28 protein-coding genes are annotated in these 22,854 nt (G+C 41.8%); 2 read left to right on the top strand and 26 right to left on the bottom strand.

Annotation, left to right across the window (positions count from 1 at the left end; genetic code table 11):
• Positions 1-89 precede the first annotated feature (89 nt).
• The 21 genes from DXN33_RS01905 to DXN33_RS01805 all read right to left on the bottom strand — a co-directional run bounded on the left by DXN33_RS01905 (position 90) and on the right by DXN33_RS01805 (position 16,286).
• Positions 90-905, bottom strand: a complete 816-nt coding sequence (locus DXN33_RS01905; RefSeq protein ID WP_094753410.1) for an ABC transporter substrate-binding protein — start codon at positions 903-905, stop codon at positions 90-92.
• A gap of 156 nt (positions 906-1,061) precedes the next feature.
• Complete coding sequence (gene phoU, locus DXN33_RS01900; RefSeq protein WP_000946460.1) at positions 1,062-1,715, bottom strand: phosphate signaling complex protein PhoU; 654 nt, start codon at positions 1,713-1,715, stop codon at positions 1,062-1,064.
• An 11-nt stretch (positions 1,716-1,726) separates the two neighbouring features.
• Positions 1,727-2,485 (bottom strand): phosphate ABC transporter ATP-binding protein PstB, encoded by a 759-nt coding sequence (gene pstB, locus DXN33_RS01895; RefSeq protein ID WP_000133484.1) that lies wholly within the window; start codon positions 2,483-2,485, stop codon positions 1,727-1,729.
• A gap of 12 nt (positions 2,486-2,497) precedes the next feature.
• Positions 2,498-3,301 carry a phosphate ABC transporter ATP-binding protein PstB gene (pstB, locus tag DXN33_RS01890; protein ID WP_020900241.1) on the bottom strand — a complete coding sequence of 268 codons (804 nt, stop codon included), beginning with the start codon at positions 3,299-3,301 and terminating at the stop codon, positions 2,498-2,500.
• A 10-nt stretch (positions 3,302-3,311) separates the two neighbouring features.
• On the bottom strand, positions 3,312-4,196 hold the full coding sequence (pstA, locus tag DXN33_RS01885) for a phosphate ABC transporter permease PstA (RefSeq protein WP_000543046.1): 885 nt from the start codon (positions 4,194-4,196) through the stop codon (positions 3,312-3,314).
• The gene (gene pstC / locus DXN33_RS01880; protein WP_001070903.1) at positions 4,186-5,103 is read right to left on the bottom strand and encodes a phosphate ABC transporter permease subunit PstC; all 918 of its coding nucleotides are present in this window, start codon (positions 5,101-5,103) and stop codon (positions 4,186-4,188) included. The genes pstA and pstC overlap by 11 nt, the downstream gene beginning before the upstream one ends.
• On the bottom strand, positions 5,103-5,981 hold the full coding sequence (locus tag DXN33_RS01875) for a phosphate ABC transporter substrate-binding protein PstS (RefSeq protein ID WP_115904182.1): 879 nt from the start codon (positions 5,979-5,981) through the stop codon (positions 5,103-5,105). Before DXN33_RS01875 ends, pstC begins: the two co-directional genes overlap by 1 nt.
• 327 nt (positions 5,982-6,308) lie before the next feature.
• The gene (locus DXN33_RS01870) at positions 6,309-7,613 is read right to left on the bottom strand and encodes an RsmF rRNA methyltransferase first C-terminal domain-containing protein (RefSeq protein WP_115904181.1); all 1,305 of its coding nucleotides are present in this window, start codon (positions 7,611-7,613) and stop codon (positions 6,309-6,311) included.
• Positions 7,614-8,387 (bottom strand): inositol monophosphatase family protein, encoded by a 774-nt coding sequence (locus tag DXN33_RS01865; RefSeq protein ID WP_115904180.1) that lies wholly within the window; start codon positions 8,385-8,387, stop codon positions 7,614-7,616.
• A complete protein-coding gene (locus tag DXN33_RS01860) occupies positions 8,377-8,655 on the bottom strand; it encodes a UPF0223 family protein (RefSeq protein ID WP_020901523.1) in 279 nt (92 codons plus the stop codon). Before DXN33_RS01860 ends, DXN33_RS01865 begins: the two co-directional genes overlap by 11 nt.
• Positions 8,655-9,056 (bottom strand): Spx/MgsR family RNA polymerase-binding regulatory protein, encoded by a 402-nt coding sequence (locus tag DXN33_RS01855; RefSeq protein ID WP_000631255.1) that lies wholly within the window; start codon positions 9,054-9,056, stop codon positions 8,655-8,657. The genes DXN33_RS01860 and DXN33_RS01855 overlap by 1 nt, the downstream gene beginning before the upstream one ends.
• Before the next feature lie 212 nt (positions 9,057-9,268).
• Positions 9,269-9,886: a TIGR01906 family membrane protein gene (locus DXN33_RS01850; RefSeq protein WP_115904179.1), complete on the bottom strand. Its 618-nt coding sequence runs from the start codon at positions 9,884-9,886 to the stop codon at positions 9,269-9,271.
• The gene (locus DXN33_RS01845) at positions 9,876-10,649 is read right to left on the bottom strand and encodes a TIGR01457 family HAD-type hydrolase (RefSeq protein WP_115904178.1); all 774 of its coding nucleotides are present in this window, start codon (positions 10,647-10,649) and stop codon (positions 9,876-9,878) included. Before DXN33_RS01845 ends, DXN33_RS01850 begins: the two co-directional genes overlap by 11 nt.
• Before the next feature lie 8 nt (positions 10,650-10,657).
• Entirely contained in the window at positions 10,658-11,395 is a 738-nt protein-coding gene (locus DXN33_RS01840) for an acyl-[acyl-carrier-protein] thioesterase (protein ID WP_115904474.1), read from the bottom strand.
• Between the two features lie 4 nt (positions 11,396-11,399).
• Complete coding sequence (hemW, locus tag DXN33_RS01835) at positions 11,400-12,530, bottom strand: radical SAM family heme chaperone HemW (RefSeq protein ID WP_115904177.1); 1,131 nt, start codon at positions 12,528-12,530, stop codon at positions 11,400-11,402.
• An 83-nt stretch (positions 12,531-12,613) separates the two neighbouring features.
• On the bottom strand, positions 12,614-13,003 hold the full coding sequence (locus DXN33_RS01830) for a YtxH domain-containing protein (RefSeq protein ID WP_115904176.1): 390 nt from the start codon (positions 13,001-13,003) through the stop codon (positions 12,614-12,616).
• Between the two features lie 15 nt (positions 13,004-13,018).
• Positions 13,019-13,402: a DUF948 domain-containing protein gene (locus DXN33_RS01825; RefSeq protein WP_042750944.1), complete on the bottom strand. Its 384-nt coding sequence runs from the start codon at positions 13,400-13,402 to the stop codon at positions 13,019-13,021.
• Entirely contained in the window at positions 13,403-14,191 is a 789-nt protein-coding gene (gene lgt / locus DXN33_RS01820; protein ID WP_115904175.1) for a prolipoprotein diacylglyceryl transferase, read from the bottom strand.
• Positions 14,184-15,122, bottom strand: coding sequence for an HPr(Ser) kinase/phosphatase (hprK, locus tag DXN33_RS01815; RefSeq protein WP_049516049.1), 939 nt, complete (start codon positions 15,120-15,122; stop codon positions 14,184-14,186). Before hprK ends, lgt begins: the two co-directional genes overlap by 8 nt.
• Positions 15,123-15,251: 129 nt before the next feature.
• Positions 15,252-15,428 carry a 30S ribosomal protein S21 gene (gene rpsU, locus DXN33_RS01810; protein ID WP_000048054.1) on the bottom strand — a complete coding sequence of 59 codons (177 nt, stop codon included), beginning with the start codon at positions 15,426-15,428 and terminating at the stop codon, positions 15,252-15,254.
• A gap of 150 nt (positions 15,429-15,578) precedes the next feature.
• Positions 15,579-16,286 (bottom strand): glucosamine-6-phosphate deaminase, encoded by a 708-nt coding sequence (locus tag DXN33_RS01805; RefSeq protein WP_115904174.1) that lies wholly within the window; start codon positions 16,284-16,286, stop codon positions 15,579-15,581.
• 151 nt (positions 16,287-16,437) lie between these two features.
• Here DXN33_RS01805 and queA point away from each other — a divergent pair, with 151 nt between their 5' ends.
• Positions 16,438-17,466 carry a tRNA preQ1(34) S-adenosylmethionine ribosyltransferase-isomerase QueA gene (queA, locus tag DXN33_RS01800; protein WP_115904173.1) on the top strand — a complete coding sequence of 343 codons (1,029 nt, stop codon included), beginning with the start codon at positions 16,438-16,440 and terminating at the stop codon, positions 17,464-17,466.
• 81 nt (positions 17,467-17,547) lie between these two features.
• On the opposite strand, the gene DXN33_RS01795 is transcribed toward queA, so the two are convergent.
• The 5 genes from DXN33_RS01795 to DXN33_RS01775 all read right to left on the bottom strand — a co-directional run bounded on the left by DXN33_RS01795 (position 17,548) and on the right by DXN33_RS01775 (position 22,398).
• Positions 17,548-18,408, bottom strand: coding sequence for a YihY/virulence factor BrkB family protein (locus tag DXN33_RS01795; protein ID WP_115904172.1), 861 nt, complete (start codon positions 18,406-18,408; stop codon positions 17,548-17,550).
• A gap of 179 nt (positions 18,409-18,587) precedes the next feature.
• The gene (locus DXN33_RS01790) at positions 18,588-20,642 is read right to left on the bottom strand and encodes a sodium:proton antiporter (RefSeq protein WP_115904171.1); all 2,055 of its coding nucleotides are present in this window, start codon (positions 20,640-20,642) and stop codon (positions 18,588-18,590) included.
• An 11-nt stretch (positions 20,643-20,653) separates the two neighbouring features.
• On the bottom strand, positions 20,654-20,908 hold the full coding sequence (locus DXN33_RS01785; protein ID WP_000361085.1) for a hypothetical protein: 255 nt from the start codon (positions 20,906-20,908) through the stop codon (positions 20,654-20,656).
• Positions 20,901-21,458 carry a class I SAM-dependent methyltransferase gene (locus DXN33_RS01780; RefSeq protein WP_181897265.1) on the bottom strand — a complete coding sequence of 186 codons (558 nt, stop codon included), beginning with the start codon at positions 21,456-21,458 and terminating at the stop codon, positions 20,901-20,903. Before DXN33_RS01780 ends, DXN33_RS01785 begins: the two co-directional genes overlap by 8 nt.
• On the bottom strand, positions 21,442-22,398 hold the full coding sequence (locus DXN33_RS01775) for a TIGR01212 family radical SAM protein (protein WP_115904473.1): 957 nt from the start codon (positions 22,396-22,398) through the stop codon (positions 21,442-21,444). Before DXN33_RS01775 ends, DXN33_RS01780 begins: the two co-directional genes overlap by 17 nt.
• Positions 22,399-22,489: 91 nt before the next feature.
• Here DXN33_RS01775 and DXN33_RS01770 point away from each other — a divergent pair, with 91 nt between their 5' ends.
• Complete coding sequence (locus DXN33_RS01770) at positions 22,490-22,849, top strand: DUF3397 family protein (RefSeq protein ID WP_020902455.1); 360 nt, start codon at positions 22,490-22,492, stop codon at positions 22,847-22,849.
• Positions 22,850-22,854 lie beyond the last annotated feature (5 nt).

Raw genomic sequence — 22,854 nt, 5'->3', positions numbered from 1 at the left:
TCTCTTCAAACCACGTCAGCGTCGCCTTACCGTACTCAAGTACAGCTTGCGGCTAGCTTCCTAGTTTGCTCTTTGATTTTCATTGAGTATTATTCTTCAACTTCTGTTAAGGTTGCCGCCTTTTCAAGATATTTTTGGTAGGTACCGTCATCCTTGAGTTTTTGGATGACCTTGTCCACCACTTCTTTCAAATCAGCACTATTTTTTCTAAGGGCAACTGCATTAGCTTCGCCGTCCTTCATCTTCAAGCTGACAGTTGCGACAGCTAAGTCTGCATTTTTAGCAGCATAGCTAAGGGCAACAGGCTCATCCATGTGAACAGCATCTACTTTTCCAGCCTGTAATTCATTAACAGCTTCACCCATATTAGCTAGGGAAGTCAATTGAGCTTTTGGCAATTGTTCCTTGACCATCGATTCTGGAACAGTCCCTTTTTGGGCTGCAATATTAGCACTTTCAAGGCTAATTAAATCCTTGTATTTTTCTACATCAGACTTACGAACCAAGAAACTAATCTTGTTTTCATAGTAAGGGATTGAAAAATCAAAGACTTCTTTTCTCTCATCAGTAGCGCTAATTCCTGCGATAGCTAGGTCAGCCTTACCAGTTTGAAGACTGGTCAAGACATTATCAAAACTCATGCTTGAAATTTCCAACTTCACCCCAAGTTCATCAGCGATAGCTTGGGCCATATCAATGTCCGCACCGACTACCTGATTTTTTCCGTCAACTAAGGATTGGAATTCAAAAGGTGCATAGTCAGGACTAGTCGCCACAACTAATTTCCCCTTTTGCTTAATGGCTTCAACAGCTGACTGAGAACCATTAGAATCCGACTGACAAGCTACTAAGAAGAAACTTGCAAGAAAACTACATAAAACAAATATCCATTTTTTTGATTTCATAAATAAACAACCTCTCTGTTAATTTTGTATAATTATAACGCTATCCAAGTTGCTTGTCAAGTGTTTTTTGAATTTTTATCTTAAAAATATTTTTTTCATTCAAAAAAGGAGCTATCAATTGATTTCAAGCTCCTTTTTATACAGAATGAAACTATTTTATAGTTCGACAATCTTACCTGTTTCAAAGTAAACAACCCATTCACAGATATTTTTAGCATAGTCTCCAATGCGTTCCAAGAAGGCAATCACTTGGAAATAATCACGACCTGTAACGATGGCATCTGGATTTTTCTTGATTTCTTCTGTAGCCAAGTCACGAATGCTATCAAAGTAATGGTTGATTTTTTCGTCCATTGCTGCTACTTCATAGGCCTGATCTACTGAACCATTGAGATAGAGTTCAAGGGCTGCTTCAACGAAGTTCTTGACATCACGCCCCATTCTCTTAATTTCTTCTTCAACAGCTGGGATGCGTTGCTCCCCCTTCATACGAATGGCTGCTCTTGCAATGGAAACGGCATGGTCCCCCATACGTTCCAAGTCAGATACGGCTTTTAAGACTGTTAAAACGGTACGCAAGTCTTGAGAAACTGGTTGTTGAAGGGCAATCATTTCAAATGATTTCTTCTCTAATTTCACTTCGTATTCGTTTACTTCTGCATCGTCTTCGATGACTTCCTTGGCCAAATCACGGTCATGCGTAACAAAGGCACGCACTGTCCGATTGATCTGGGATAGCACTTCTTGTCCCATAGCATAGAACTGGTTGTGCAATTTCTCTAAATCTTCCTCAAATTGAGAACGTAACATCATTTATCTCCTTATCCAAATTTTCCTGAAATATAATCTTCTGTTTCCTTGTGTTGTGGGTTGAGGAACATCTTCTTGGTATCGTTAAACTCGATCAGATCTCCATCTAGGAAAAATCCTGTCTTGTCAGAAATACGAGAGGCTTGTTGCATGGAACGCGTAACCAAGAGCATGGTGTATTTATCTTTTAGACCATACAAGGTTTCCTCAATCTTACCAGCCGAGATAGGATCCAAGGCTGAAGTCGGTTCATCCAAAAGAATGATTTTAGGACTGGTTGCCAAGACACGGGCAACACAGACACGTTGTTGTTGTCCACCTGAAAGCCCGATAGCTGAATCATGCAGGCGATCCTTGACCTCATCCCAGATGGAAGCTCGTTGCAAGGCTTTTTCTACTGCTTCATCCAGAACCTGCTTGTCCTTAACTCCATTGATACGAAGCCCATAAACAACATTTTCGTAGATAGACATAGGGAAAGGGTTTGGTTGTTGGAAAACCATACCAATTTCCTTCCGCAATTCAACTGTATCTGTACGTGGACTGTAGATATTGTGGCCGTTGTAAACCACCGAACCTGTTGTGGTTACCTCTGGATTGAGATCCCCCATGCGGTTGATAGCCTTGAGAAGGGTTGATTTCCCTGATCCAGATGGACCGATCAAGGCTGTAATTTCCTTAGGTTGGAAAGATAGGGAAACACTATTCAAGGCCTTTTTTTGATTGTAGTAAACGGACAGGTCTGATACCTGTAAAATCGCTTCTGTCATACTGTTTCCTTTCTATCCAAAGTGTCCTGTTACGTAGTCATTGGTTGACTGTAGTTTGGCATTTTGGAAAATATTAGAGGTCTTATCGTACTCGATCAAGTCGCCCAAGTAGAAAAATCCTGTGTAGTCACTAGCACGCGCAGCCTGCTGCATACTGTGGGTCACGATGATGATAGTAAAGTCCTTCTTCAATTCCAACATAGTTTCTTCCAGCTGGGCTGTCGCAATCGGATCCAAGGCTGACGCTGGTTCATCCATCAAGAGGATATCTGGTTTAACAGAGATAGCACGAGCGATACAGAGGCGTTGCTGCTGACCACCTGATAGGGTCAAGGCTGACTTGTGCAAATCATCTTTGACCTGGTCCCAAAGGGCAGCTTGACGAAGAGAAGTTTCTACAATTTCATCCAAGACTTGCTTGTCCTTGACTCCTGCACGTTCATGAGCAAAAGTGATATTGCGGTAGATAGACTTGGCAAAGGGATTTGGTCGTTGAAAGACCATTCCGATGTGCTTACGCATCTCATAAACGTTAATTTCTGGACGGTTGACATCAATCCCTTGGTAGAGGATTTGACCTGTTACCTTGGCAATATCAATGGTATCATTCATACGGTTGAGACTGCGGAGGTAGGTTGATTTTCCTGAACCAGATGGGCCAATTAAGGCCGTGATTTTATTTTTTTCAAATTGCATATCGATGCCCTTTATGGATTCTTTTTTACCGTAGTAAACATGTAAATCCTTAGTAGAGAGGGCCACTTTCTCTTCAGGAAAGGTGATGATATGCTTTTCATCCCAATTATATTTTGACATGGCATCTCCTTTAGGCAGCGGTTAATTTCTTATGTAGGTAGCTTCCAAGTTTGCGGGCTCCAAAGTTAAAGATGAGGATAAAGATGAGGAGCACGGCCGCAGAACCTGCTGATACGATGGTTCCATCTGGAATAGTACCTTCACTATTGACTTTCCAGATGTGAACAGCCAAGGTTTCTGCTTGACGGAAGATAGAGATTGGGCTGGTTACACTGAGAATATTCCAGTTAGACCAGTCTAGAGCTGGAGCGGATTGTCCTGCTGTATAGATAAGAGCCGCAGCCTCACCAAAGATACGACCAGAGGCCAAGACAACCCCCGTTACGATGCCTGGAAGGGCTTCTGGAATGACCACATGGACAACTGTCTCCCAACGAGAAATCCCAAGAGCCAGACCAGCCTCACGTTGCGTATGGTGAACGTGTTTTAAGCTGTCCTCAACATTTCGAGTCATCTGAGGAAGGTTAAAGACCGTCAAGGCCAAGGCGCCTGAAATAATTGAAAATCCATACTCAAACTGAACTACAAAGATCAAGTAACCAAAGAGACCTACAACCACTGATGGCAGTGAAGACAAGATTTCAATACAGGTTCTGACAAAATTGGTCACAGGACCTTTTTTGGCGTATTCAGCTAGGAAAATCCCAGCCCCCATAGATAAGGGAACAGAGATAATCAAGGTAATAACCAAAAGGAAGAAGGAATTATAGAGCTGAATTCCAATCCCTCCGCCCGCTTGGTAAGAAGATGATTTGCCAGTCAAGAAAGACCAAGAGATGTGAGGCAAACCACGAACCAAGATATAGAGAATCAAGGATGCCAAGATGGCAACAATAATTCCTGCAATCGAGTAGAGGACAGCTGTTGCAATTTTATCTAATTTCTTAGCGTGCATAGTTTTTCTTTCCTCTTTCTTTCGTAATCAATTTAATCACACTGTTGAAGGCCAAACTCATCAAAAGCAAGACTAAGGCCAGTGACCAGAGAACGTTATTGTCAACGGTTCCCATAACGGTATTTCCGATACCCATGGTCAAGACAGAGGTCAAGGTCGCAGCAGGTGTTGTTAGTGAAGTTGGAACAACGGCTGAGTTTCCGACCACCATCTGAATGGCCAAGGCCTCACCAAAGGCACGCGCCATCCCAAAGACCACTGCTGTGAAAATCCCTGAACGCGCTGCCTTCAAGGTCACGCGCCAGATGGTTTGCCAACGAGTGGCTCCCATAGCCAAACTAGCTTCGCGGTAGTGACGAGGCACCGCACGCAAGCTATCGGTTGTCATAAAGGTTACCGTCGGTAAGATCATGACAAAGAGAACGAAAATCCCTGACAAGATTCCAAAACCAGTTCCACCAAAAACACTACGGACAAAAGGAACTACGACCTGCAAACCGATAAATCCATACACAACTGAAGGAATCCCGACCAGCAATTCAATGGCTGGTTGCAAGATTCTAGCACCTTTTGGTGAAACTTCAGTCATAAAGACAGCTGCACCAATGGCAAAAGGGGTTGCGATAAGGGCTGATAGGATTGTGACAATAAAGGAACCCAAAATCATGGGAAGGGCACCAAATTGTTTACCTGAAGGATTCCAAGTTTGGCCAAAAAGGAAATCAAAGATATTGACTCCATTGACAAAGAAGGTCGACAAACCTTTTTGGGCTACAAAAATCAAAATCATAGCCACAATGATGACAATCAAAGACAGGCAGGCAAAGGTCAATCCTTTCCCTAGTTTCTCTAAACGAGAGTTCTTTGAGGGAGAAAGTAATTTTTTAGCTAATTCTTCTTGATTCATTATTGACTCCCTTCTAGTGCGGTCACTGTTCCAACAGCATCTTTTTCAACCTTCATTTCCTTGACAGAAATATAACCCATTCCCTTAACGATTCCGCTTTGCGCTTCATCTGAGAGGACAAAGTTGAGAAATTCTGCCACCAATTCATTAGGCTGACCTAGGGTGTACATGTGTTCATAAGACCACAAAGGCCAGTTATTGGTCGTAACATTTTCTGCAATTGGCTCATAGCCATTTAACTTCATGCGTTTCACCGAGTCATCCACATAGGCAAAGGCTAGGTAAGAAATGGCTCCTGGTGTCTGGGAAACAATGTTTTTGACCATCCCATTTGAATCCTGTTCTTGACTCTGCACGGCAGATTGACCATCCATGATAACACTATCAAAGGTTGCACGTGAACCTGAACTTGCCGCACGGTTGATAATGGAAATGGCTAGGTCTTTCCCACCGACTTCTTTCCAGTTGGTCACTTGACCTGTGAAGATGCTACGGAGTTGTTCTGTTGTCAGATTTTCAACATCAACTTCCTTGTTTACAATTACCGCCAAGCCCGCTACGGCTACCTTATGATCCACTAGAGCGGATGCGTTGATACCGTCTTTTTCCTCGGCAAATACGTCTGAATTTCCTACATCAACGGCTCCAGACTGAACCTGAGACAAACCTGTACCAGATCCTCCACCTTGAACGTTGACTGTTTTTCCAACGTGCATAGAGCCAAATTCATCTGCTGCTGCTTCGACCAAGGGCTGAAGAGCCGTTGAGCCAACAGCTGTCATGGATTCTCCACGATCAATCCAGCTAGCACATCCCGCCAAAGAACCTGCGATCAAAAGAGCTGCGAGGGATAGAGCGAGTTTTTTCCTTTTTTTCACTGTTTTTCTCCTTGAAAATAATGGTGAATGCTGTGAATTTTTTCAACTATTTATTTATGTTTTTCTTTTTTAAAATTGGGAGCCAACTAAAGTTCTTATACTCAATGAAAATCAAAGAGCAAACTAGGAAACTAGCCGCAGGCTGTACTTGAGTACGGCAAGGCGACGTTGACGCGGTTTGAATTTGATTTTCGAAGAGTATTAGCTTGGTTTAACTAGAAATTTGCTTAGTTACCATCTCCACCAATTTTGACTTAAAATGAAAGACAATTTGAAAAAAATCCATACTTCCACTATAACATAGACAAGCTACTTTGACTAGCATTTTCACTTGAATCTGAGGCCTTTTGGAAAATAATTTTTCAAAACATTTCCCGTCACCTTAGCAAAGCCCAAGCCATTTCCTTTAACCAAAACTTGGTACCAACCATTTGGCAGACTTTCCGCCAATTGAACAGTTTCTCCAGCCACATACTTTACAAACGCTTCTTGGTCAATTTCAACTGACTGCTTGACCTGACTCGGTTTCAAGGCTAGACCAAGAGCAAAACTAGGCTCAAAGCGTTTCTTCTTAAAGGTACCCAGATGCAGGCCATTGCGAGCAATCTTGAGTTTCCCTAAATCTGGCAAAAATTCTGGCAAGAGATAAAGCTGGTCTCCAAAAGTCTGCAAGATACCCCTTAGATTGACCTTCAAATGTTTTTGGGCAAATTCCTGCCACAAGGCAACTTGTTCTCGGCTGAGATTGCTCTTACTTGCCTTAAATTTAGGAACTGGATTTTCACCTTTAAATTGCAAATGGGCTACAAATTGCCCCTCTCCCTTAAAATGATGTGGGTACATACGAGCCGTTTCTGTCAGGTCAATTCCAGCTACCATTCCATTGATACGCTCTACTGGCAACAAATCAAAATTATACTCTTCCAGCAACCACTTGACGATCTCTTCGTTTTCCTCAGGTGACCAGGTACAAGTCGAATAAACCAGACGACCACCTTGAGCTAACATGGTCACCGCATCCTCTAGAATTTCTCTTTGCAAACTAGCACATTGACTCGGATAATCTAAGCTCCAATAGTCCATAGCATCTGGTTGCTTACGAAACATCCCTTCACCAGAGCAAGGAGCATCAAGGACAATGAGGTCAAAATAGCCTTTAAAAACCTTGGCCAAGCGGTCAGCAGATTCATTGGTCACCACAACATTTGTCGCTCCAAAGCGCTCCATGTTTTCAACTAAAATCTTAGCCCGTTTGCTTGAAATTTCATTGGAAACAAGGAGACCCTCCCCTGCTAGATAGGCTGCCAGCTGCGTTGATTTTCCACCCGGTGCAGCTGCCAAGTCCAAAACCTTCATACCAGGACTGGGCTGGGCTACCTGAGCAACCATCTGAGCAGCAGGTTCTTGCGAATAAACTAAACCAGTAGCATGCTCAGGCGATTTCCCTGAAACCTTCCCATAATGGCCCCAAGGGGTTTGAGGAATGGCATCAGGAAAGGAAATTGGTGTTTCTTTTAAAGGATTGACCCGAAAGGCCGAAACCGCTTCCTCCTTAAAAGAGGCAAGAAAATCTCTTGCCTCATCTCCTAGTATCTCTTCATATTTTTCAACAAATCCTTCTGGAAATTGCATTTAAGTTCTTTTCCTTTCGTAAATATAAGACTGAATTTCCTCCTGCATCTCAAGAGGTAGCATCATGACCGGCTGTCTGGTTTGAAAATCAAGCGGTTGACCAGATAGAGTCACAACCCGATAGCCCAGACTTTCCCCTAAAATACTAGCCGGGGCATAATCCCATGGTTGCAGATAGGTGACATAGGTCAACAAACGCCCTGACAAAATCTTGGCAAAACTAATGGCTGCACTCCCATAGACACGTACACCGAGGACCGCTCGACTCAAATCAGCCAGTCCCCATTCATTGGTTTCCAGCATGCCACTATTCCCTGCAATGAGAAAATCTCCAAGTGGTTTTGGTTTAAAGGGAGCTAGAGGCCTATCATTTAGACAAACTGGAAACTTACCACCACCGTGATAACAATTCCCTTTGATCACATCATAAATGAGACCAAACTGACCTTGACCATTTTCAAAATAAGCCATCATGACAGCAAAATCTTCCTGCTGGGCCACAAAATTATTGGTCCCATCAATGGGATCAATGACCCAAACCTTGCCCTCTTGAACCGAGGCTCGCAGACAACCTTCTTCAGCACAAATCTTATCCTCAGGATAACGAGACAAAATCTCACCAACCAAGAGTTCCTGAACTTCCTTGTCCAGTCTGGTCACCAAATCTGTTGGAGAGGACTTGGTCTCAACACACAAGTCTTCCTGCATGTGGTCAAGGATGTACTGGCCCGCTTTCTTAACAAGCTCTTTAGCAAATTCAAATTTACTTTCCAAGAGAAATCTTCCCTTCCCCTTTTTCCTTAGCAGTCTGAACTGCTCGGTAAAGCGAATAGCCACTGACTGTTTCAAATTCTCGCCCCAAACGTTTCTCTTCACTCTTGCTTGGCACAACCGCCTTGAATCCCTTATAGGAGTCCAGTAACTTTTTAGCCTCTACCTTGCTTTCATAGGCAGCTTCAACATCATTAAAAAAAGAAAGCACTGAAGCAAGTTCTTCAGTGCTCCACGACAAATCTAGTGGGTAACTATATTGTTTGTTCATTAACTAATACCAGCTCTCATTCTTGCTTCTTTTAGTTCTTGCTTACGGTAACTACGAGGGAGAAAAGCTCGAATCTCATCTTCATTAAAACCGATTTGCATGCGTTTGGCATCAATAATAATTGGACGACGCAAAAGACTAGGATACTGCTCAATCAAATGAAGCAATTCCGATACCGAAATACTCTCTACATCAATATTCAATTTTTGAAAAATTTTTGAACGAGTTGAAATGATGTCATCAGTACCATTTTCGGTCAAGGAAAGGATGTGTTGCAATTCCTTTCTTGTTAAGGGACTGGTCATAATATTATGCTCCTCAAAGGGCACCTTATGTTTTTCTAACCAGGCCTTTGCCTTACGACATGAAGTACAGCTCGGTGATAGAAATAGTGTAATCATGCTTTTCTCTTCTTATCTATACTTTGCTAATTCTATTATACAAAAAAATAAAGCGCTTGACTAGAGATTTTTAGAAAAAAAAGCCTATTTTTTCAAGAAAAATAGACTGTTTGCGAACGATTAACTTTTTTTGGATTTGATTAATTCATTCTTGACAATAGTTTCGAATCACATACCTAATTGATTTATGCAAAATAAGAATATCTTTAGTATTATTTCCTACGACTTTTCAGATAAAGATAGCCAAAGAAGCTTTCATAGAGGGCGAAAAAGAGGAGGAAGGCATGTAGGAAAAAGGTCTCTGGCAAAATCAGAATAACAGGATCCTTGGCTGGGTCAAAAAGCCAGGTATCATCTCCCACAAAGAGAATTTGATGGAAAAGGGTAAAGAATTGGTCAAAACCAATCAAAACTCCCCCAAGACCAATCACCAAAGGCAAAACTACTAAAGTCAGAAGCTCCTTACTAAATAAAGATAAAAATCCCTTTTTCACAATCCCTTTGACAAAGACATAGAAACTTGGTAAAGTCACTAGAGCAACCAGCTGAACTAGGTGAAAGAGGTCCTTAACCACTGCAAAATGGTGCAAACCATCCGCTGACGAACGAAAATCTGGCATCTGCAAGACCTGACTAAAAGGATTGGTCAGGTAATTCATCAAGATATGAAAGTTGTACTGAATAGTTTCTGGTTTTAGATAGACTCGATCCGTTAAGTTCAGCCACTGAATTTCCAGCGGATAGAAAATCCAAGCCAGATAAATAGTCAGAAGGATTGAGAGGGACAGGAGAAAGAGCATAGAGCCCCAAAAGGTCAGTTTAGTTTTCATCAAAGTTCCACTCCGCAAGGCTAGAAACCACATGAGTCGGTGCGATTGGTAGGGTTGCTACTTCTTCTGCCTTGGTAAAACCTGTCGTCACCAAGAGCGTTGGAATGCCATTGTCAATCCCTGCTCGAATATCAGTTAAATAGTTATCTCCAACCATAATCAACTCTTCACGTTGCAAACCTAAGTGCTCAACCGCCTTGTCCATGATGATGGCATTTGGTTTTCCAATATAAACAGGCTTCACTCGTGTCGCTACTTCAAGTAGTGTAATCAGTGAACCAGCACCCGGCAAAAGACCGCGTTCTGTCGGGATGTTGAGGTCAGGGTTGGTTCCGATAAAGTGGGCACCCTTTTGGATAGCCAGAGTTGCTGTCGCAAATTTTTCATAGTCGACCTGCCAGTCCAGCCCTACTACCACATAGGCAGGATTATCCTTGTCTTCCACATAACCAGCTGCCTTGATGGCTTCCTTGAGCCCTGCTTCTCCGATGACATAGACGGTCTTTTCAAGCCCCAAGTCGTTCATATAGTCGATCGTTGCCAAAGTCGCTGTGTAGACAGTCGATAGGGGCGTATCGATATTAAAATTCTGAGCCAACATCTCTTGAACACTCTCTGGAGTGCGGGTTGTATTGTTTGTTACAAAAAGATAGGGGATATTCCGCTTTTGCAATTCATGGACAAAAGCTTCTCCTGCTGGAATTCGATCTTTCCCCTTATAAATTGTTCCGTCTAAATCAATTAAATAGCCTTTATATTTCATATTTTTCTCTAATCCTTCTTCATTTCTTGCCAAGTGATAATTGCTTGGGCATTGGTAGCCCCATCACTTGTAATCTCATGCTTGGTTTCCAGTCCAGTTCGTTCAACAGCCGATGTAATCACCCCACCTGGTCGAACTTCCTTGACATACTTGAGATTGATTTTCTTGGGAATATATTGGGTCAAAAAATCCGCTCCCATGACCTCAAAAATCCAGTCCAAGTATTTACTGTTATTGACATGACCATTCATATCCAAATCGTAAAAACGGACATGGTAATCCTTGCTGATTGATTCGTTCAAGGACTCATACTTTGGCCCGCGGATAAGTTTTTTATCAAAATCAGACTGGTAAGGAGCCACAATCTCAGGCTCGACAACATGAACTCTTCGACTGTCTCGGTCCATGAGAACAAAGGTCGCCATCATGTGAATGAGCTCCTGCCCCGTTTCATCATAAATGGTAAAGCGACGGTAGCAAAAAAGTCGATTATAGCTCAAAGCTTCCGTTTCGATGGTAATTTCTTCCGCAAAACGAGGCAAACGAACCACCTCAATATCATAGTCTGTGATAATCCAGACCAGATTATAGTCTTCCAAAATAGTCTTATCACTAACTCCCAACTCAATAGACTGCATCCCTGAAACTTGTAGGGACAATAAAATCACATCTGGAAGTTTGATATGACCGTTCATATCAGCCATATCAAAAGGAATCTTCATTTTCATTTGATAAGTTAAGCCCATCATCCTACTCCAAAATAAATCGTTCTGCTACAGTGTCTCCTAAAAAGAGACCTCTTTTTGTCATACGAACTCGGTCACCGTCTAGTTGCATGAGACCTTGTTGAACCAAGTCCTTGACAATTTCTCCATAAAGTCCATCAAAAGACCGTCCAAATTTTTCCTCAAATCGCGCCATGGAGACTCCTGATTTCTTGCGAAGCCCCAGGAACATTTCTTCTTCCATTTGCTCCTTTTGACTCAGGTGCTCTTCTGTGATGCGCGCATTGCCTTCCTCAACCGCACTGAGATAATGACGAATCGGGCCGTGGTTTTTATAGCGAACACCATTGACATAGCCAGATGCCCCAGCACCGATGCCATAGTATTCAGCATTGTCCCAGTACATGAGATTGTGGCGACTTTCAAAACCAGGCTTTGAGAAATTGGAAATCTCATAATGCTCAAAACCAGCTCGCTCCAGCTCTGCAATGATGTACTCAAACATCTCCGCTTCTAGTTCCTCCTTAGGCAGAGGCAATTTCCCACGTCGCATCCGGTTCATAAAGACCGTGTGATTTTCCAAAATCAAGCTATACAGACTCATATGGGGAATATCCAACCCAATGGCTTTAGCCACATTTTCCTTGACCTGCTCCATGGTCTGACCTGGCAGTGCATAGATCAAATCGATGGAGATATTGTCAAAACCAGCCAGTTTCAGACGGTCGATATTTTCATAAATATCCTTCTCCAAATGACTGCGCCCAATCTTTTTCAGCATCTTATCATCAAAGGTCTGCACACCTAGCGAAACACGATTGACAGCTGAGTTTTTCAAAACAGCTATCTTATCTGCATCCAAGTCGCCTGGATTAGCTTCAATGGTCAACTCTTCTAAGACAGACAAGTCCAAGTTTTTAGTCAAGCCCTTCAATAACACCTCCAGTTGCGGAGCTGACAAAGCTGTTGGTGTCCCACCACCGATGTAGAGGGTTCGCAACTTTTGAATATCATAAGAACGAAACTCTTCCAGCAGATACTCTAAATAACTATCTACCGGCTGATTCTTGATAAAAACCTTTGAAAAGTCACAATAATAACATATCTGGGTACAAAACGGGATGTGCACATAGGCTGAGGTTGGTTTTTTCTGCATAGTACTTATTATACCACAAAGACACGCTACGAGAAAAAAATCACCATCCCCAGACACATAGTCCGTCCAGAGATGGTGATGGTTTATTCTTCTGTTATGTCAATAACAATCTCTTCTGATTCATCAAGAGTTTCGGCCTTTTCTTGCCATTGCTCCTTGAGATTATTGAATCGATCTTTTGATGCTTCTGTCGCTTGGCGAGCACATGATTTGGCTTGAGCAAGTACACTGTCCACAGTGATTTCACCTGACTCAACCTGTTCTTTGGTTTTAAGAACAAAATCTGTAGCCTGCTCCTTAACTTCTGTCAGTTTTTCACAGACCTGCTCCTTGGCATACTCAGGATCTTCTCTCAAATTATCTAGAAAATCTTGAGCCTGACTGCAAACTTGTTTGCCCTTGTCGCTTGTTAAAAACAAGGCAAGAGCTGCACCTGAAACGGTTCCTAAAAGGATTGAGGATAGTTTACCCATAAGGATTCTCCTTTTTTATTTTTTGAAAAATTTACTTGCAAGACGAAGAGCTGACAAACTTGCACCAGTCTTAAATGTTTTTGAACCAGCTGATGAAGCTTTCTTACTCAATACACGCGCATGGTCATTGAGATCTGAAACAGATAGAGATAAATCTGCAACAGCGCTAAAGAGTGGATCAATCGTTGCCACCTTGACATTGATATCATCTGCCAAGACATTGACCTTAGCCAGCAATTCATTGGTATGATGCAAGGTCACATCTACATCTGAAGTTAAGGTTTTAATCGTCTTCTCTGTTTCATCGATAACACGTCCAAGCTTTTGTACAGTAATGATTAAATACACTAAAAATACAATCAAAGCAAGGGCTACAAGAATATATGCAACTTCTAACATTTAATTTTCCTCCTCTGTAACATAGTAAGGGGCCTTCTTACGATTTTGATAAAGAATGATAAAAATACCCAATCCGATAAGAACAACTGAAAGCCATTGAGATACTCGAAGTCCAAAGAACATGAGGCTATCTGTCCGCATACCTTCGATGACCATGCGACCGAAACCATACCAAATCAAGTAGAAAGCAGTAATATGACCTCGTCTGAGGCTCTTCCATTTTCGTCTAAAAATCAGAATCAAGGCAAAGCCAAGTAGATTCCATAGAGATTCATAAAGGAAGGTCGGTTGACGGTAGCTCCCCTCAATATACATCTGGTCACGAATAAAGCCAGGTAGATAATCCAGATTATCCACTGCTGCACCATAAGCTTCTTGGTTAAAGAAATTACCCCAGCGGCCTAGACTTTGGGCAATCATGACGCTAGGTGCCGCAATATCTAGAAAATCCCAAGTATTGATGAGTTTACGATCAGCAAAGATATAGAGGACAAGAGCCCCAGTTATCAAACCACCGTAAATGGCCAAACCACCATTCCAAATGGCAAAAATCTCTCCTAAATTCTGACTATAGTAATCAAAACGGAAAATAACATAGTAGAGACGAGCTCCTAAAATAGCCAAGGGAAAGGCTATCAAGATGAAATCTAAAATATCGTCTGGTATGATCTTCTTTCTAGGCGCTTCTTTCATGGTCAAATAAACCGCAAGAATCAAGCCTGTCACAATACACAAGGCATACCAACGAATGGCTATAGGGCCTAGATGAATAGCAATTGGATCAAACATTAGGCACCTCCTCGTTTTGAGCAATGAGATTGGTCAAGCGTTCTTCGAACAAACGCGTCGCATCAAAGCCCATTTCCTTGGCACGATAATTCATGGCAGCAGCCTCAATCACGACAGAGATATTACGACCTGTTTTCACTGGAATGCGGATACGAGGAATGGCTACGCCAGAAATTTCTATTTCCTCTGCATTGTTTCCAAGACGATCAAAAGTTTTATGTGTATCGTAATTTTCCAAATAAACAGCCAGCTGGACTTGTGAAGAATCCTTGACGGCACTCGCACCGTAGAGGCTCATGACATCGATAATCCCAACCCCACGAATTTCAATCAGGTGTCTCAAGATTTCAGCTGGTTCACCCCAAAGAGTAATCTCATCCTTGGCAAAGATATCGACACGATCATCGGCTACCAAGCGGTGACCACGTTTGACAAGCTCTAGACCTGTCTCACTCTTACCGATGCCACTATCACCTTGAATCAAGACACCCATTCCATAGATATCCATCAAGACACCGTGCACACTGGTCCGTTCTGCTAAACGTGAATCCAGATAACTAGATAACTCTCCAGATAAACGACTGGTTGCCGTACGGCTGGTTAAAATGGCAATCTTACATTCTCTGGCTGCCTTTAGCATCTCCTCTGGAACCACCAAACCACGAGCAACAATGACCGCAGGTGTCTCAGGTAGAAACATTTTTTTCAAGACTTGGTAACGGTTGTGAGAGGACATCGAAACGAGATAGGACCACTCCTTCATTCCCAAGAGTTGGATCCGCTCTGGCGTGTAATAGTCAAAATAGCCCGTCATTTCAAGACCAGGTCGCGTAATGTCCGCGGTATTAATTTCCTTTTCAAGTAATTCTGGTTCGCCATAGACAATGTCTAGTCTGAGCTTTTCAATCACTTCTTTTACTAAAACCGACATCATTTCCTCCTTCAAATGAGTTCTTCTCTCTATTATATCAAATTGTAGGAGGATATTTGAGATTTTTGCAGGCTTTGAAGTATTTATTTAAAAGAAAAAGACTAGATTTCCCTAGTCTTTCATTTCTAATTAGAATTTTTTACGTTTACGAGCTGCTTCTGATTTACGTTTACGTTTTACAGAAGGTTTTTCATAGAATTCACGTTTGCGTGTTTCTTGAAGAGTACCAGCTTTAGTAACCGCACGTTTGAAACGACGAAGTGCGTCGTCAAGAGATTCATTCTTACGTACTACTGTTTTAGACATTTTTTTCACTCCCTTCAAGTTCAAGATCTATTCTATTTTACACGTAAAAGTAATAATTGTCAAGAAAAAATCCGGTTTAATTTTAATTTTTTCTTCCATTTATACAAGTCTTGAAAGCATTAAATAGAAAAACTGAAGGGTGCTGCTTTTTTATTTTTCTAACAAGCTGAGGGCTTCAGCATCTGCAATAATCGTCACATCTGGGTGGTTTTGTAGGCTACTTGCTGGTAGACTCTCAGTCACTGGACCAGACACTGTTCCGGCAATGGCTTCTGCTTTTGACTCACCGTAAGCAAAAAGAATAATAGACTTAGCATCCAAGATGTTTTTAATCCCCATTGAAATGGCTTGGGTTGGAACATCTTCAATCTTGTCAAAGAAGCGAGCATTAGCTTCAATAGTAGACTGGTCAAGTTCGACTAGGTGTGTTTGACTGTCAAATGGAGTGCCTGGCTCATTAAATCCGATATGTCCATTGCGACCAATTCCCAAGATTTGAAGGTCAACTGGATGGTCAGCCAAAATTTGATTGTAGCGTTCTACTTCTTCTTCAGCATTGTCCTTAACCCCACGAGGCAAGAAACTTTCTTTAAATGGTTTTTTGTTAAACAAATTTTCTTGCATAAAGTAACGGTAAGACTGTGGGTTGTCCCCATCAAGCCCTACATATTCATCAAGGTTGACACTGGTTAGGTTTGAAAAATCGAGGTCACTCTCAACGATTTCCTTGTAAAATTCAAGTGGGCTACTTCCTGTCGCAAGTCCTAGGGTTTGAGCTCCATTGGCCAATTTTTCCTTCAAAATCTCAAAAGCAACTTTTCCACCTTCGATTTGGTTTTCAACTTTAATAACTTTCATCTTTTTATCCTCCGTTTCAATCTATATTTATTATATGGTATAGACCAATTTTTGTCAAGTGAAAACGATTTAATTTCTAAAAAAAAGAGCGTCCAAACTTGAAACATGTTATAATGGATAGGATTAGAACTTAGAAAGAATGAACAGATATATGAATACAGCTGATTTTGATTTCCACTTGCCTGAGGAATTGATTGCCCAAACGCCCCTTGAAAAACGGGACGCCTCTAAACTCCTCATTGTCAACCGTGAGACAGGAGAAATGCAGGATAAACATTTCCACTCTATTATTGATATGCTGGAACCTGGTGATGCTCTTGTTATGAACGACACCCGCGTTCTCCCTGCCCGCCTCTATGGTCAAAAGGAAGAAACTGGAGGTCATGTGGAACTTCTCCTGCTCAAAAATACTGCTGGAGATGAGTGGGAGGTTCTGGCTAAACCTGCCAAACGCCTCAAGGTTGGCACTCGTGTCAGCTTTGGTGATGGTCGCCTCAGCGCTGTCGTGACAGAAGAATTGACCCACGGTGGCCGCATTGTCCGCTTTGAATACCAAGGAATTTTCCTAGAAGTTTTGGAAAGTCTAGGAGAAATGCCATTACCACCTTATATCCATGAAAAATTGGATGACCGTGAACGCTATCAAACCGTTTACGCCAAGGAAAGTGGCTCTGCTGCAGCACCAACTGCTGGACTACACTTCACCAAAGAACTGCTGGCAGAAATCCAAGCTAAGGGTGTTCATCTAGTCTATCTGACTCTTCATGTCGGACTCGGAACCTTTAGACCCGTTTCAGTTGACAATCTGGACGAACACGAAATGCACTCAGAATTCTACCAACTTTCTGAGGAAGCTGCTGCCACCCTTCGATCTGTCAAGGAAAATGGAGGCCGTGTCATCGCTGTCGGAACCACTTCTATCCGCACCTTGGAAACTATTGGTTCCAAGTTTGATGGGAAAATCCAAGCAGATTCTGGCTGGACCAATATCTTTATCAAACCTGGCTATGAATGGAAGGTTGTAGATGCCTTCTCAACCAACTTCCACCTGCCAAAATCAACTCTGGTTATGTTGGTTTCTGCCTTTGCAGGTCGTGAATTAGTCTTAGATGCCTACCACCATGCCATTCAAGAACACTATCGTTTCTTTAGTTTTGGCGATGCCATGTTTATCTATTAATTTTCACAATCAAAAAAGCGCATATTATCAAGGTTTTATAAAGCCTGATAATATGCGTTTTGTTATGGATAAAAAATTGAGTTAATTTATTCTAAAGCTCGGATCTTTCAAACTCTGGACACTGGCATTGATCACCGCTCCGACAATTAAAATCTTAGCGATGAGAATAAACCAGAACATCATGACCACCACGACGACGGAACTGAAAAAACGCACGTCCACTAGGTGATTGACATAATTGTTAATATAGACTGAAAAGATATTGAGCAGTAAGGCCAGAGTCAACAAGACAAAGGCACTTCCTGGCAATACATGTCGAATTCGTCGCACCTTAACATTTGGCAGGAAATAATAAAGCATGACCAAGATTGCAAAAATCAAGGCATAGACCAAAGGGCCTGTTAGGTCTTGCAGATAATCAAAGAGAGGATTATCTGATTTCCAGTAGCTTTTGATAAGGTTGAGAAGCATACGGCCAAAGACACTGAGAAAGAGAGCTAAGGCAAAGAGAATCTGCAAGCCAAAACTGACTAGTAAACTCATCAATTGCTGATAAATTAAACCTCTACTCTTAGCTACTCCGTAAGCTTTATTAAAGGCTTTCTGTAGGAAATTCATGGATTTTGAAAAGGTCCAGAGGGCTGACAAAACCGCAAAACTCAATAAGCCTGTTGACGGTTGGGTCAGTACTTCTGTAATAATTTTTGCGACCACATCATACATGGTATCGGGCAAGAATTCATTGACAACCTTTAAAAAATTTGAAACTGGAATCTGAAAATAAGGGAGGATATTAACCACCACCAAAAGCAGGGGAAAAATCGAAATCAACCAATAGTAGGCTACTGCGACACTGGTCAACTCACTATCTGATGCTTGATAATAATGCAAAAAAGCTTTTACTAAAGGCTTGTCTATCAGCTCTTTCCAGCACTTTTTCATGTCACACTCCTTCACTTATAATCTTATACTCAATGAAAATCAAAGAGCAAACTAGGAAGCTAACCGCAGGTTGCTCAAAGCACTGCTTTGAGGTTGTAGATGAAACTGACGAAGTCAGTAACCATACCTACGGTAAGGCGACGCTGACGTAGTTTGAAGAGATTTTCGAAGAGCATTAACTAATTTCTTCTTACCAATTCCACCATATCATAAGGCAGGGTATTGGCAGCTTCCTTCAAGGAATAGTTCTCTAAGTTATTCACATTTTGTCGTAACTTCTTGGCATACTTGGTCGTAATCAATCGTTTTTCTTCATATTCGAAAATCAACTTGCGCTCCAGATAATAGCCTCTCAGCATTTCATCGATATTGTTGGGCTTGACGCGATTGATAACCCGTTCGACAAAGGCACCACTGGTAATAATAGCTGTTTCTCGGAGACGAGAATCCTGCATGAAACTGATTAAAGAACTCTTATAAACCCCTTTTAGGTTCTCCAAACTTTCGATAATCATCTCTGTATTTTCTAGATAGAGCTCTGCAATTTGGTCATAGTCAAGGGCTCTGAGTTTCTGTGATTCTTCATTTTTCCAACTGCGGAAGGTCTTGCCAAAGGTAAAGACTTCGTGAAGGAGAAAACGTAAAATCCGCAAGGAAACAAGGAAATAATAGGTCAAACGTGAAGCAAACTTGCGATTGATACTTTGTTCCATGTTTTTCAAATATCGTTGGTAAACTCGATAGGCACGCTCACTCATCTTGCCTTCTTCGTAAGCCTGTTCTAAACCATCACTTTCAATACTGAGGATGAGAAGTTTTAAGGCCTCCCAGTCTTCTTGAGCCCCCTTATTTTCTTGACTCAGGATCAGATTTTCAATACGTCCATGATAATTGTCAATGGCTGCATAGAGAGGGAGCTTATTTCTGGTATCTTCCAACTCTTTTTCCAACTCTAGCGTTACTTCATTCAAAATAGCGATATGCATGAGATAATCCTTGCTTTCTTCCTGTTCATCAGAAAGATGAGGCAAGACCACGAGGCCTGTTAAAAAGCTTACAAGCGTCACACCTGCGACAAGGAAAAGTAAGATTGGATATTCCTGCTCTAGATTACTTGGTATCAGAAGAATCGTAGCAATAGACACCGTTCCCTTAACACCTGAGAAGGTCAAAAGGAGCATGTCCTTCATATACTTATTTAGCTTTTTCTTGAGACGTCTAGTCCTATAGGCATAATAGCCATAAATCATGACAAAACGAATGGCAAAGAGGACAAAGGTAAGGGCTAAAAGAGATACCAATAAAAGTAAGGGATTATAGATTGGATTGGTCAAGATAGGCTCTGCTATCATTTCCAACTCCATCCCTAAAATCACAAAGACTGAACCGTTGAGCATAAAGTTCACTGTGTGCCAGACCGTCTCGGTCACCGTGTCCACTTGGGCTTCGAGGAGCGTAATTTTCTTAAAACGACTTGCCTTTAAAATCCCAGCAACTACAACGGCAATAATCCCTGAAACGTGGACTTCTTCTGCCAGGAAGAAGGTCACCAGAGGTAAACTCAATTCTAATAAAAGCTCACTAGCAATATCCGTTGCTCTCACACTTAGCAAGAAGCTATGGAGGAAACGGTTGGTCATGGCTGTTAAAAATCCAATTAAAAAACCGCCTAGGATTGAAAAGATGAGCGAACTACTAGCTTGTCCAAGGGAAAAGGCTCCAGTTGTCCAAGCTGTCAAAGCTACCTGAAAGGCAACCAAACCTGATGCATCATTCAAAAGTCCCTCCCCCTTAAGGATATTAGACACGCGCTTAGGAAAGCTAAACCGCTCTGAAAGAGAGGCAAAGGCCACCAAATCCGTAGGGCCAAGGGCTGCCCCAACGGCCAAGCAAGCCGCCAAGGGAAGACTGAGCCAAAGAAGATGGGCCAAGCCACCCAAACTCAGGGTCGAAATGAAAATCACTGGAAATATGAGATAAACAATGATTCGCCAGTGTTTTAAAATAGCCGTAATATCTGCTTCTTCCGACTCTCGGAAAAGCAAGGGCCCGATAACCAGAGCCAAAAACAACTCCGTATTGAGATGAAAGTCAGTATTGGGTAAAAAGAGACCAATCACAATTCCCAGAAGAATTTGCACCAAAGGAAGAGGTAAAAAGGGCAGGAGCTTATTGGTTGTACTTGAGACAATCAAGACCAGTAAAAATAGGATGAGGTAAATCAGTAATTCCACGCAATTCCTCCTTAGTCTTTTTTACAACAGGATTCAAATATCTCCTTCTGCTCTTTGATTTTTTGGTCAATCTTGGAACAGTCTTTGTGCTCAATTTTTCTCTGGCACCGTTCCATTTCAAGAGCTACTAATTTTTTCTTGATTTTAAGCATTTTTTTGCTCATATGCGCTTGGTCTAACACACCTACTGCTCGTTCGTGGTGGGTTGACTCAACAAAATTCTGGCGCATGGCATCCAGCTTTTCACGTAGGTATTGTTTATCCATGTCTATATCTCTCTAATTTTTCAATCATAACTAAAAACGGCGGGTTGTTTACTTGGTTTAAAGTTCGGTAAATGGCAGCTGTGTACTCTTGTTGGTTCAACTGACTAACAAAATCCAAAACAGCATCCCTCTCGAGGTCGCCTCCTTCATGACCATAATAGATCATAATGGCAATCCGCCCACCTTTGACAAGTATATGACACAGCTTTTCTAATGCTTCAATCGTTGTCTGAGGTTGGGTAATGACTGACTTATCAGCTGACGGCAGATAGCCCAGATTAAAAATCCCTGCCTTGGCTTCTGTCACAAACTGGTCCAGTGTCTCATGACCTTGCAAGATTAACTGAGCATTTGTCAGACCAGCCTGGTCCAGACGCTCTTGGGTCTTTTCCAAGGCTTGCTCCTGAATATCAAAAGCATAGACTTGCTTGGCTAGTTTGGCTAGAAAAAGGGTGTCGTGACCATTTCCCATGGTCGCATCTACTACAATATCGTCCTGAGTTACAACCTCAGCCAAAAAATCATGTGCCATTTCAAGTGGTCTTTTCATTTTCAAACTCCTGTTTTACAGCCTTGCATCCTTGAACACTTCCACGACGTCGCATTTCAGTTTCAATAGCATTTAGCACTTCCCATTTATTGAGGCTCCACATAGGCCCAATCAGCATATCTCTAGGTGCATCTCCTGTGATTCGATGGATGACGATATGCTTGGGAATGATTTCCAGTTGGTCACAGATGACCTTAACATATTCGTCCTGGCTCATCAACTGCAAACGTCCTTCGTGATAATCTCGTTGCATACGTGTATTTGTCATAAGATGGAGCAAATGCAGTTTAATCCCTTGAATATCATTATCGGTGACACAGCGGCGGACATTTTCAATCATCATCTCATGGGTTTCACCAGGAAGTCCATTGATCAAATGAGAAACAATCTCAATTTTTGGATACTTTCTCAAGCGCTTGACCGTTTCCACATATAATTCATAGGAGTGGGCGCGGTTAATCAGGTCAGAGGTTGTTTCATAAGTGGTCTGCAAGCCCAATTCAACCGTCACATGCATGCGCTCCGATAACTCAGCCAAATATTCAATGGTTTCGTCTGGTAGACAGTCTGGGCGCGTTCCGATATTGATTCCTACTACACCTGGCTCATTGATAGCCTGCTCATAGCGCTCCCGAATCACTTCCACCTTTTCATGGGTGTTGGTAAAATTTTGAAAATAAACCAGATACTTCCGGACCTCTGGCCACTTACGGTGCATAAAGTCAATTTCCTTATAAAATTGCTCACGGATAGGCGCGTCCGGTGCTACGATAGCATCTCCAGAACCTGAAACCGTACAAAAAGTACAGCCTCCATGAGCCACAGTCCCATCACGATTGGGACAGTCAAACCCCGCATCAATAGGGACTTTAAAGGTCTTTTCTCCAAATAGTTTTCGATAATAATCATTCAAGGTATTATAAGATTTCATAACTTTCATTATAACAAAAAACATCTACAATCTCAAAAGCCTGACTTTCCTATAAATTCCTCTGTTTCTCGTTTCCATTAGCGATTTTTTATGATACAATATGGGTATGATTTTAATGAAATTAGCATCTATTTTATTATTGATACTGACCTTAGTCGTCTGCATTATCATAACCAAACTTTTTAGATTAAAAAAACTAGGACGAAACTTTGCGGATTTGGCTTTTCCAGTCTTGGTATTTGAGTATTACTTGATTACAGCTAAAACCTTTACCCATAATTTCCTCCCTAGACTAGGCCTAGCCCTCTCTCTCCTAGCCATTATTCTCGTTTTTTTCTTCCTTTTGAAAAAACGTAGCTTTTACTATCCTAAATTCATCAAATTTTTCTGGCGTGCAGGATTCTTATTAACCCTTGTCATGTATATCGAGATGATTGTTGAATTGTTCTTAATGAAATAATTGAA

The organism is Streptococcus sp. NM (genome assembly GCF_003390135.1).
GTDB lineage: Bacteria > Bacillota > Bacilli > Lactobacillales > Streptococcaceae > Streptococcus.
This window is presented reverse-complemented; position numbering and strand designations above follow the sequence as displayed.

Excerpts from the sequence above, each read along its gene's own strand:
- DXN33_RS01770 (WP_020902455.1), top strand. The coding sequence starts at position 22,490 with ATGGGTATGATTTTAATGAAATTAGCATCTATTTTATTATTGATACTG.
- lgt (WP_115904175.1), bottom strand. The coding sequence starts at position 14,191 with ATGTTTGATCCAATTGCTATTCATCTAGGCCCTATAGCCATTCGTTGG.
- DXN33_RS01840 (WP_115904474.1), bottom strand. The coding sequence starts at position 11,395 with ATGGGCTTAACTTATCAAATGAAAATGAAGATTCCTTTTGATATGGCT.
- DXN33_RS01870 (WP_115904181.1), bottom strand. The coding sequence starts at position 7,613 with ATGCAATTTCCAGAAGGATTTGTTGAAAAATATGAAGAGATACTAGGA.
- pstC (WP_001070903.1), bottom strand. The coding sequence starts at position 5,103 with ATGAATCAAGAAGAATTAGCTAAAAAATTACTTTCTCCCTCAAAGAAC.
- DXN33_RS01905 (WP_094753410.1), bottom strand. The coding sequence starts at position 905 with ATGAAATCAAAAAAATGGATATTTGTTTTATGTAGTTTTCTTGCAAGT.
- DXN33_RS01845 (WP_115904178.1), bottom strand. The coding sequence starts at position 10,649 with ATGAAATATAAAGGCTATTTAATTGATTTAGACGGAACAATTTATAAG.
- DXN33_RS01830 (WP_115904176.1), bottom strand. The coding sequence starts at position 13,003 with ATGGGTAAACTATCCTCAATCCTTTTAGGAACCGTTTCAGGTGCAGCT.
- DXN33_RS01850 (WP_115904179.1), bottom strand. The coding sequence starts at position 9,886 with ATGAAAACTAAACTGACCTTTTGGGGCTCTATGCTCTTTCTCCTGTCC.
- DXN33_RS01825 (WP_042750944.1), bottom strand. The coding sequence starts at position 13,402 with ATGTTAGAAGTTGCATATATTCTTGTAGCCCTTGCTTTGATTGTATTT.
- hemW (WP_115904177.1), bottom strand. The coding sequence starts at position 12,530 with ATGCAGAAAAAACCAACCTCAGCCTATGTGCACATCCCGTTTTGTACC.
- queA (WP_115904173.1), top strand. The coding sequence starts at position 16,438 with ATGAATACAGCTGATTTTGATTTCCACTTGCCTGAGGAATTGATTGCC.
- pstA (WP_000543046.1), bottom strand. The coding sequence starts at position 4,196 with ATGCACGCTAAGAAATTAGATAAAATTGCAACAGCTGTCCTCTACTCG.
- DXN33_RS01860 (WP_020901523.1), bottom strand. The coding sequence starts at position 8,655 with ATGAACAAACAATATAGTTACCCACTAGATTTGTCGTGGAGCACTGAA.
- DXN33_RS01855 (WP_000631255.1), bottom strand. The coding sequence starts at position 9,056 with ATGATTACACTATTTCTATCACCGAGCTGTACTTCATGTCGTAAGGCA.
- phoU (WP_000946460.1), bottom strand. The coding sequence starts at position 1,715 with ATGTTACGTTCTCAATTTGAGGAAGATTTAGAGAAATTGCACAACCAG.
- DXN33_RS01795 (WP_115904172.1), bottom strand. The coding sequence starts at position 18,408 with ATGAAAAAGTGCTGGAAAGAGCTGATAGACAAGCCTTTAGTAAAAGCT.
- DXN33_RS01785 (WP_000361085.1), bottom strand. The coding sequence starts at position 20,908 with ATGGATAAACAATACCTACGTGAAAAGCTGGATGCCATGCGCCAGAAT.
- pstB (WP_020900241.1), bottom strand. The coding sequence starts at position 3,301 with ATGTCAAAATATAATTGGGATGAAAAGCATATCATCACCTTTCCTGAA.
- DXN33_RS01775 (WP_115904473.1), bottom strand. The coding sequence starts at position 22,398 with ATGAAAGTTATGAAATCTTATAATACCTTGAATGATTATTATCGAAAA.
- hprK (WP_049516049.1), bottom strand. The coding sequence starts at position 15,122 with ATGTCGGTTTTAGTAAAAGAAGTGATTGAAAAGCTCAGACTAGACATT.
- pstB (WP_000133484.1), bottom strand. The coding sequence starts at position 2,485 with ATGACAGAAGCGATTTTACAGGTATCAGACCTGTCCGTTTACTACAAT.
- DXN33_RS01805 (WP_115904174.1), bottom strand. The coding sequence starts at position 16,286 with ATGAAAGTTATTAAAGTTGAAAACCAAATCGAAGGTGGAAAAGTTGCT.
- rpsU (WP_000048054.1), bottom strand. The coding sequence starts at position 15,428 with ATGTCTAAAACAGTAGTACGTAAGAATGAATCTCTTGACGACGCACTT.
- DXN33_RS01780 (WP_181897265.1), bottom strand. The coding sequence starts at position 21,458 with ATGAAAAGACCACTTGAAATGGCACATGATTTTTTGGCTGAGGTTGTA.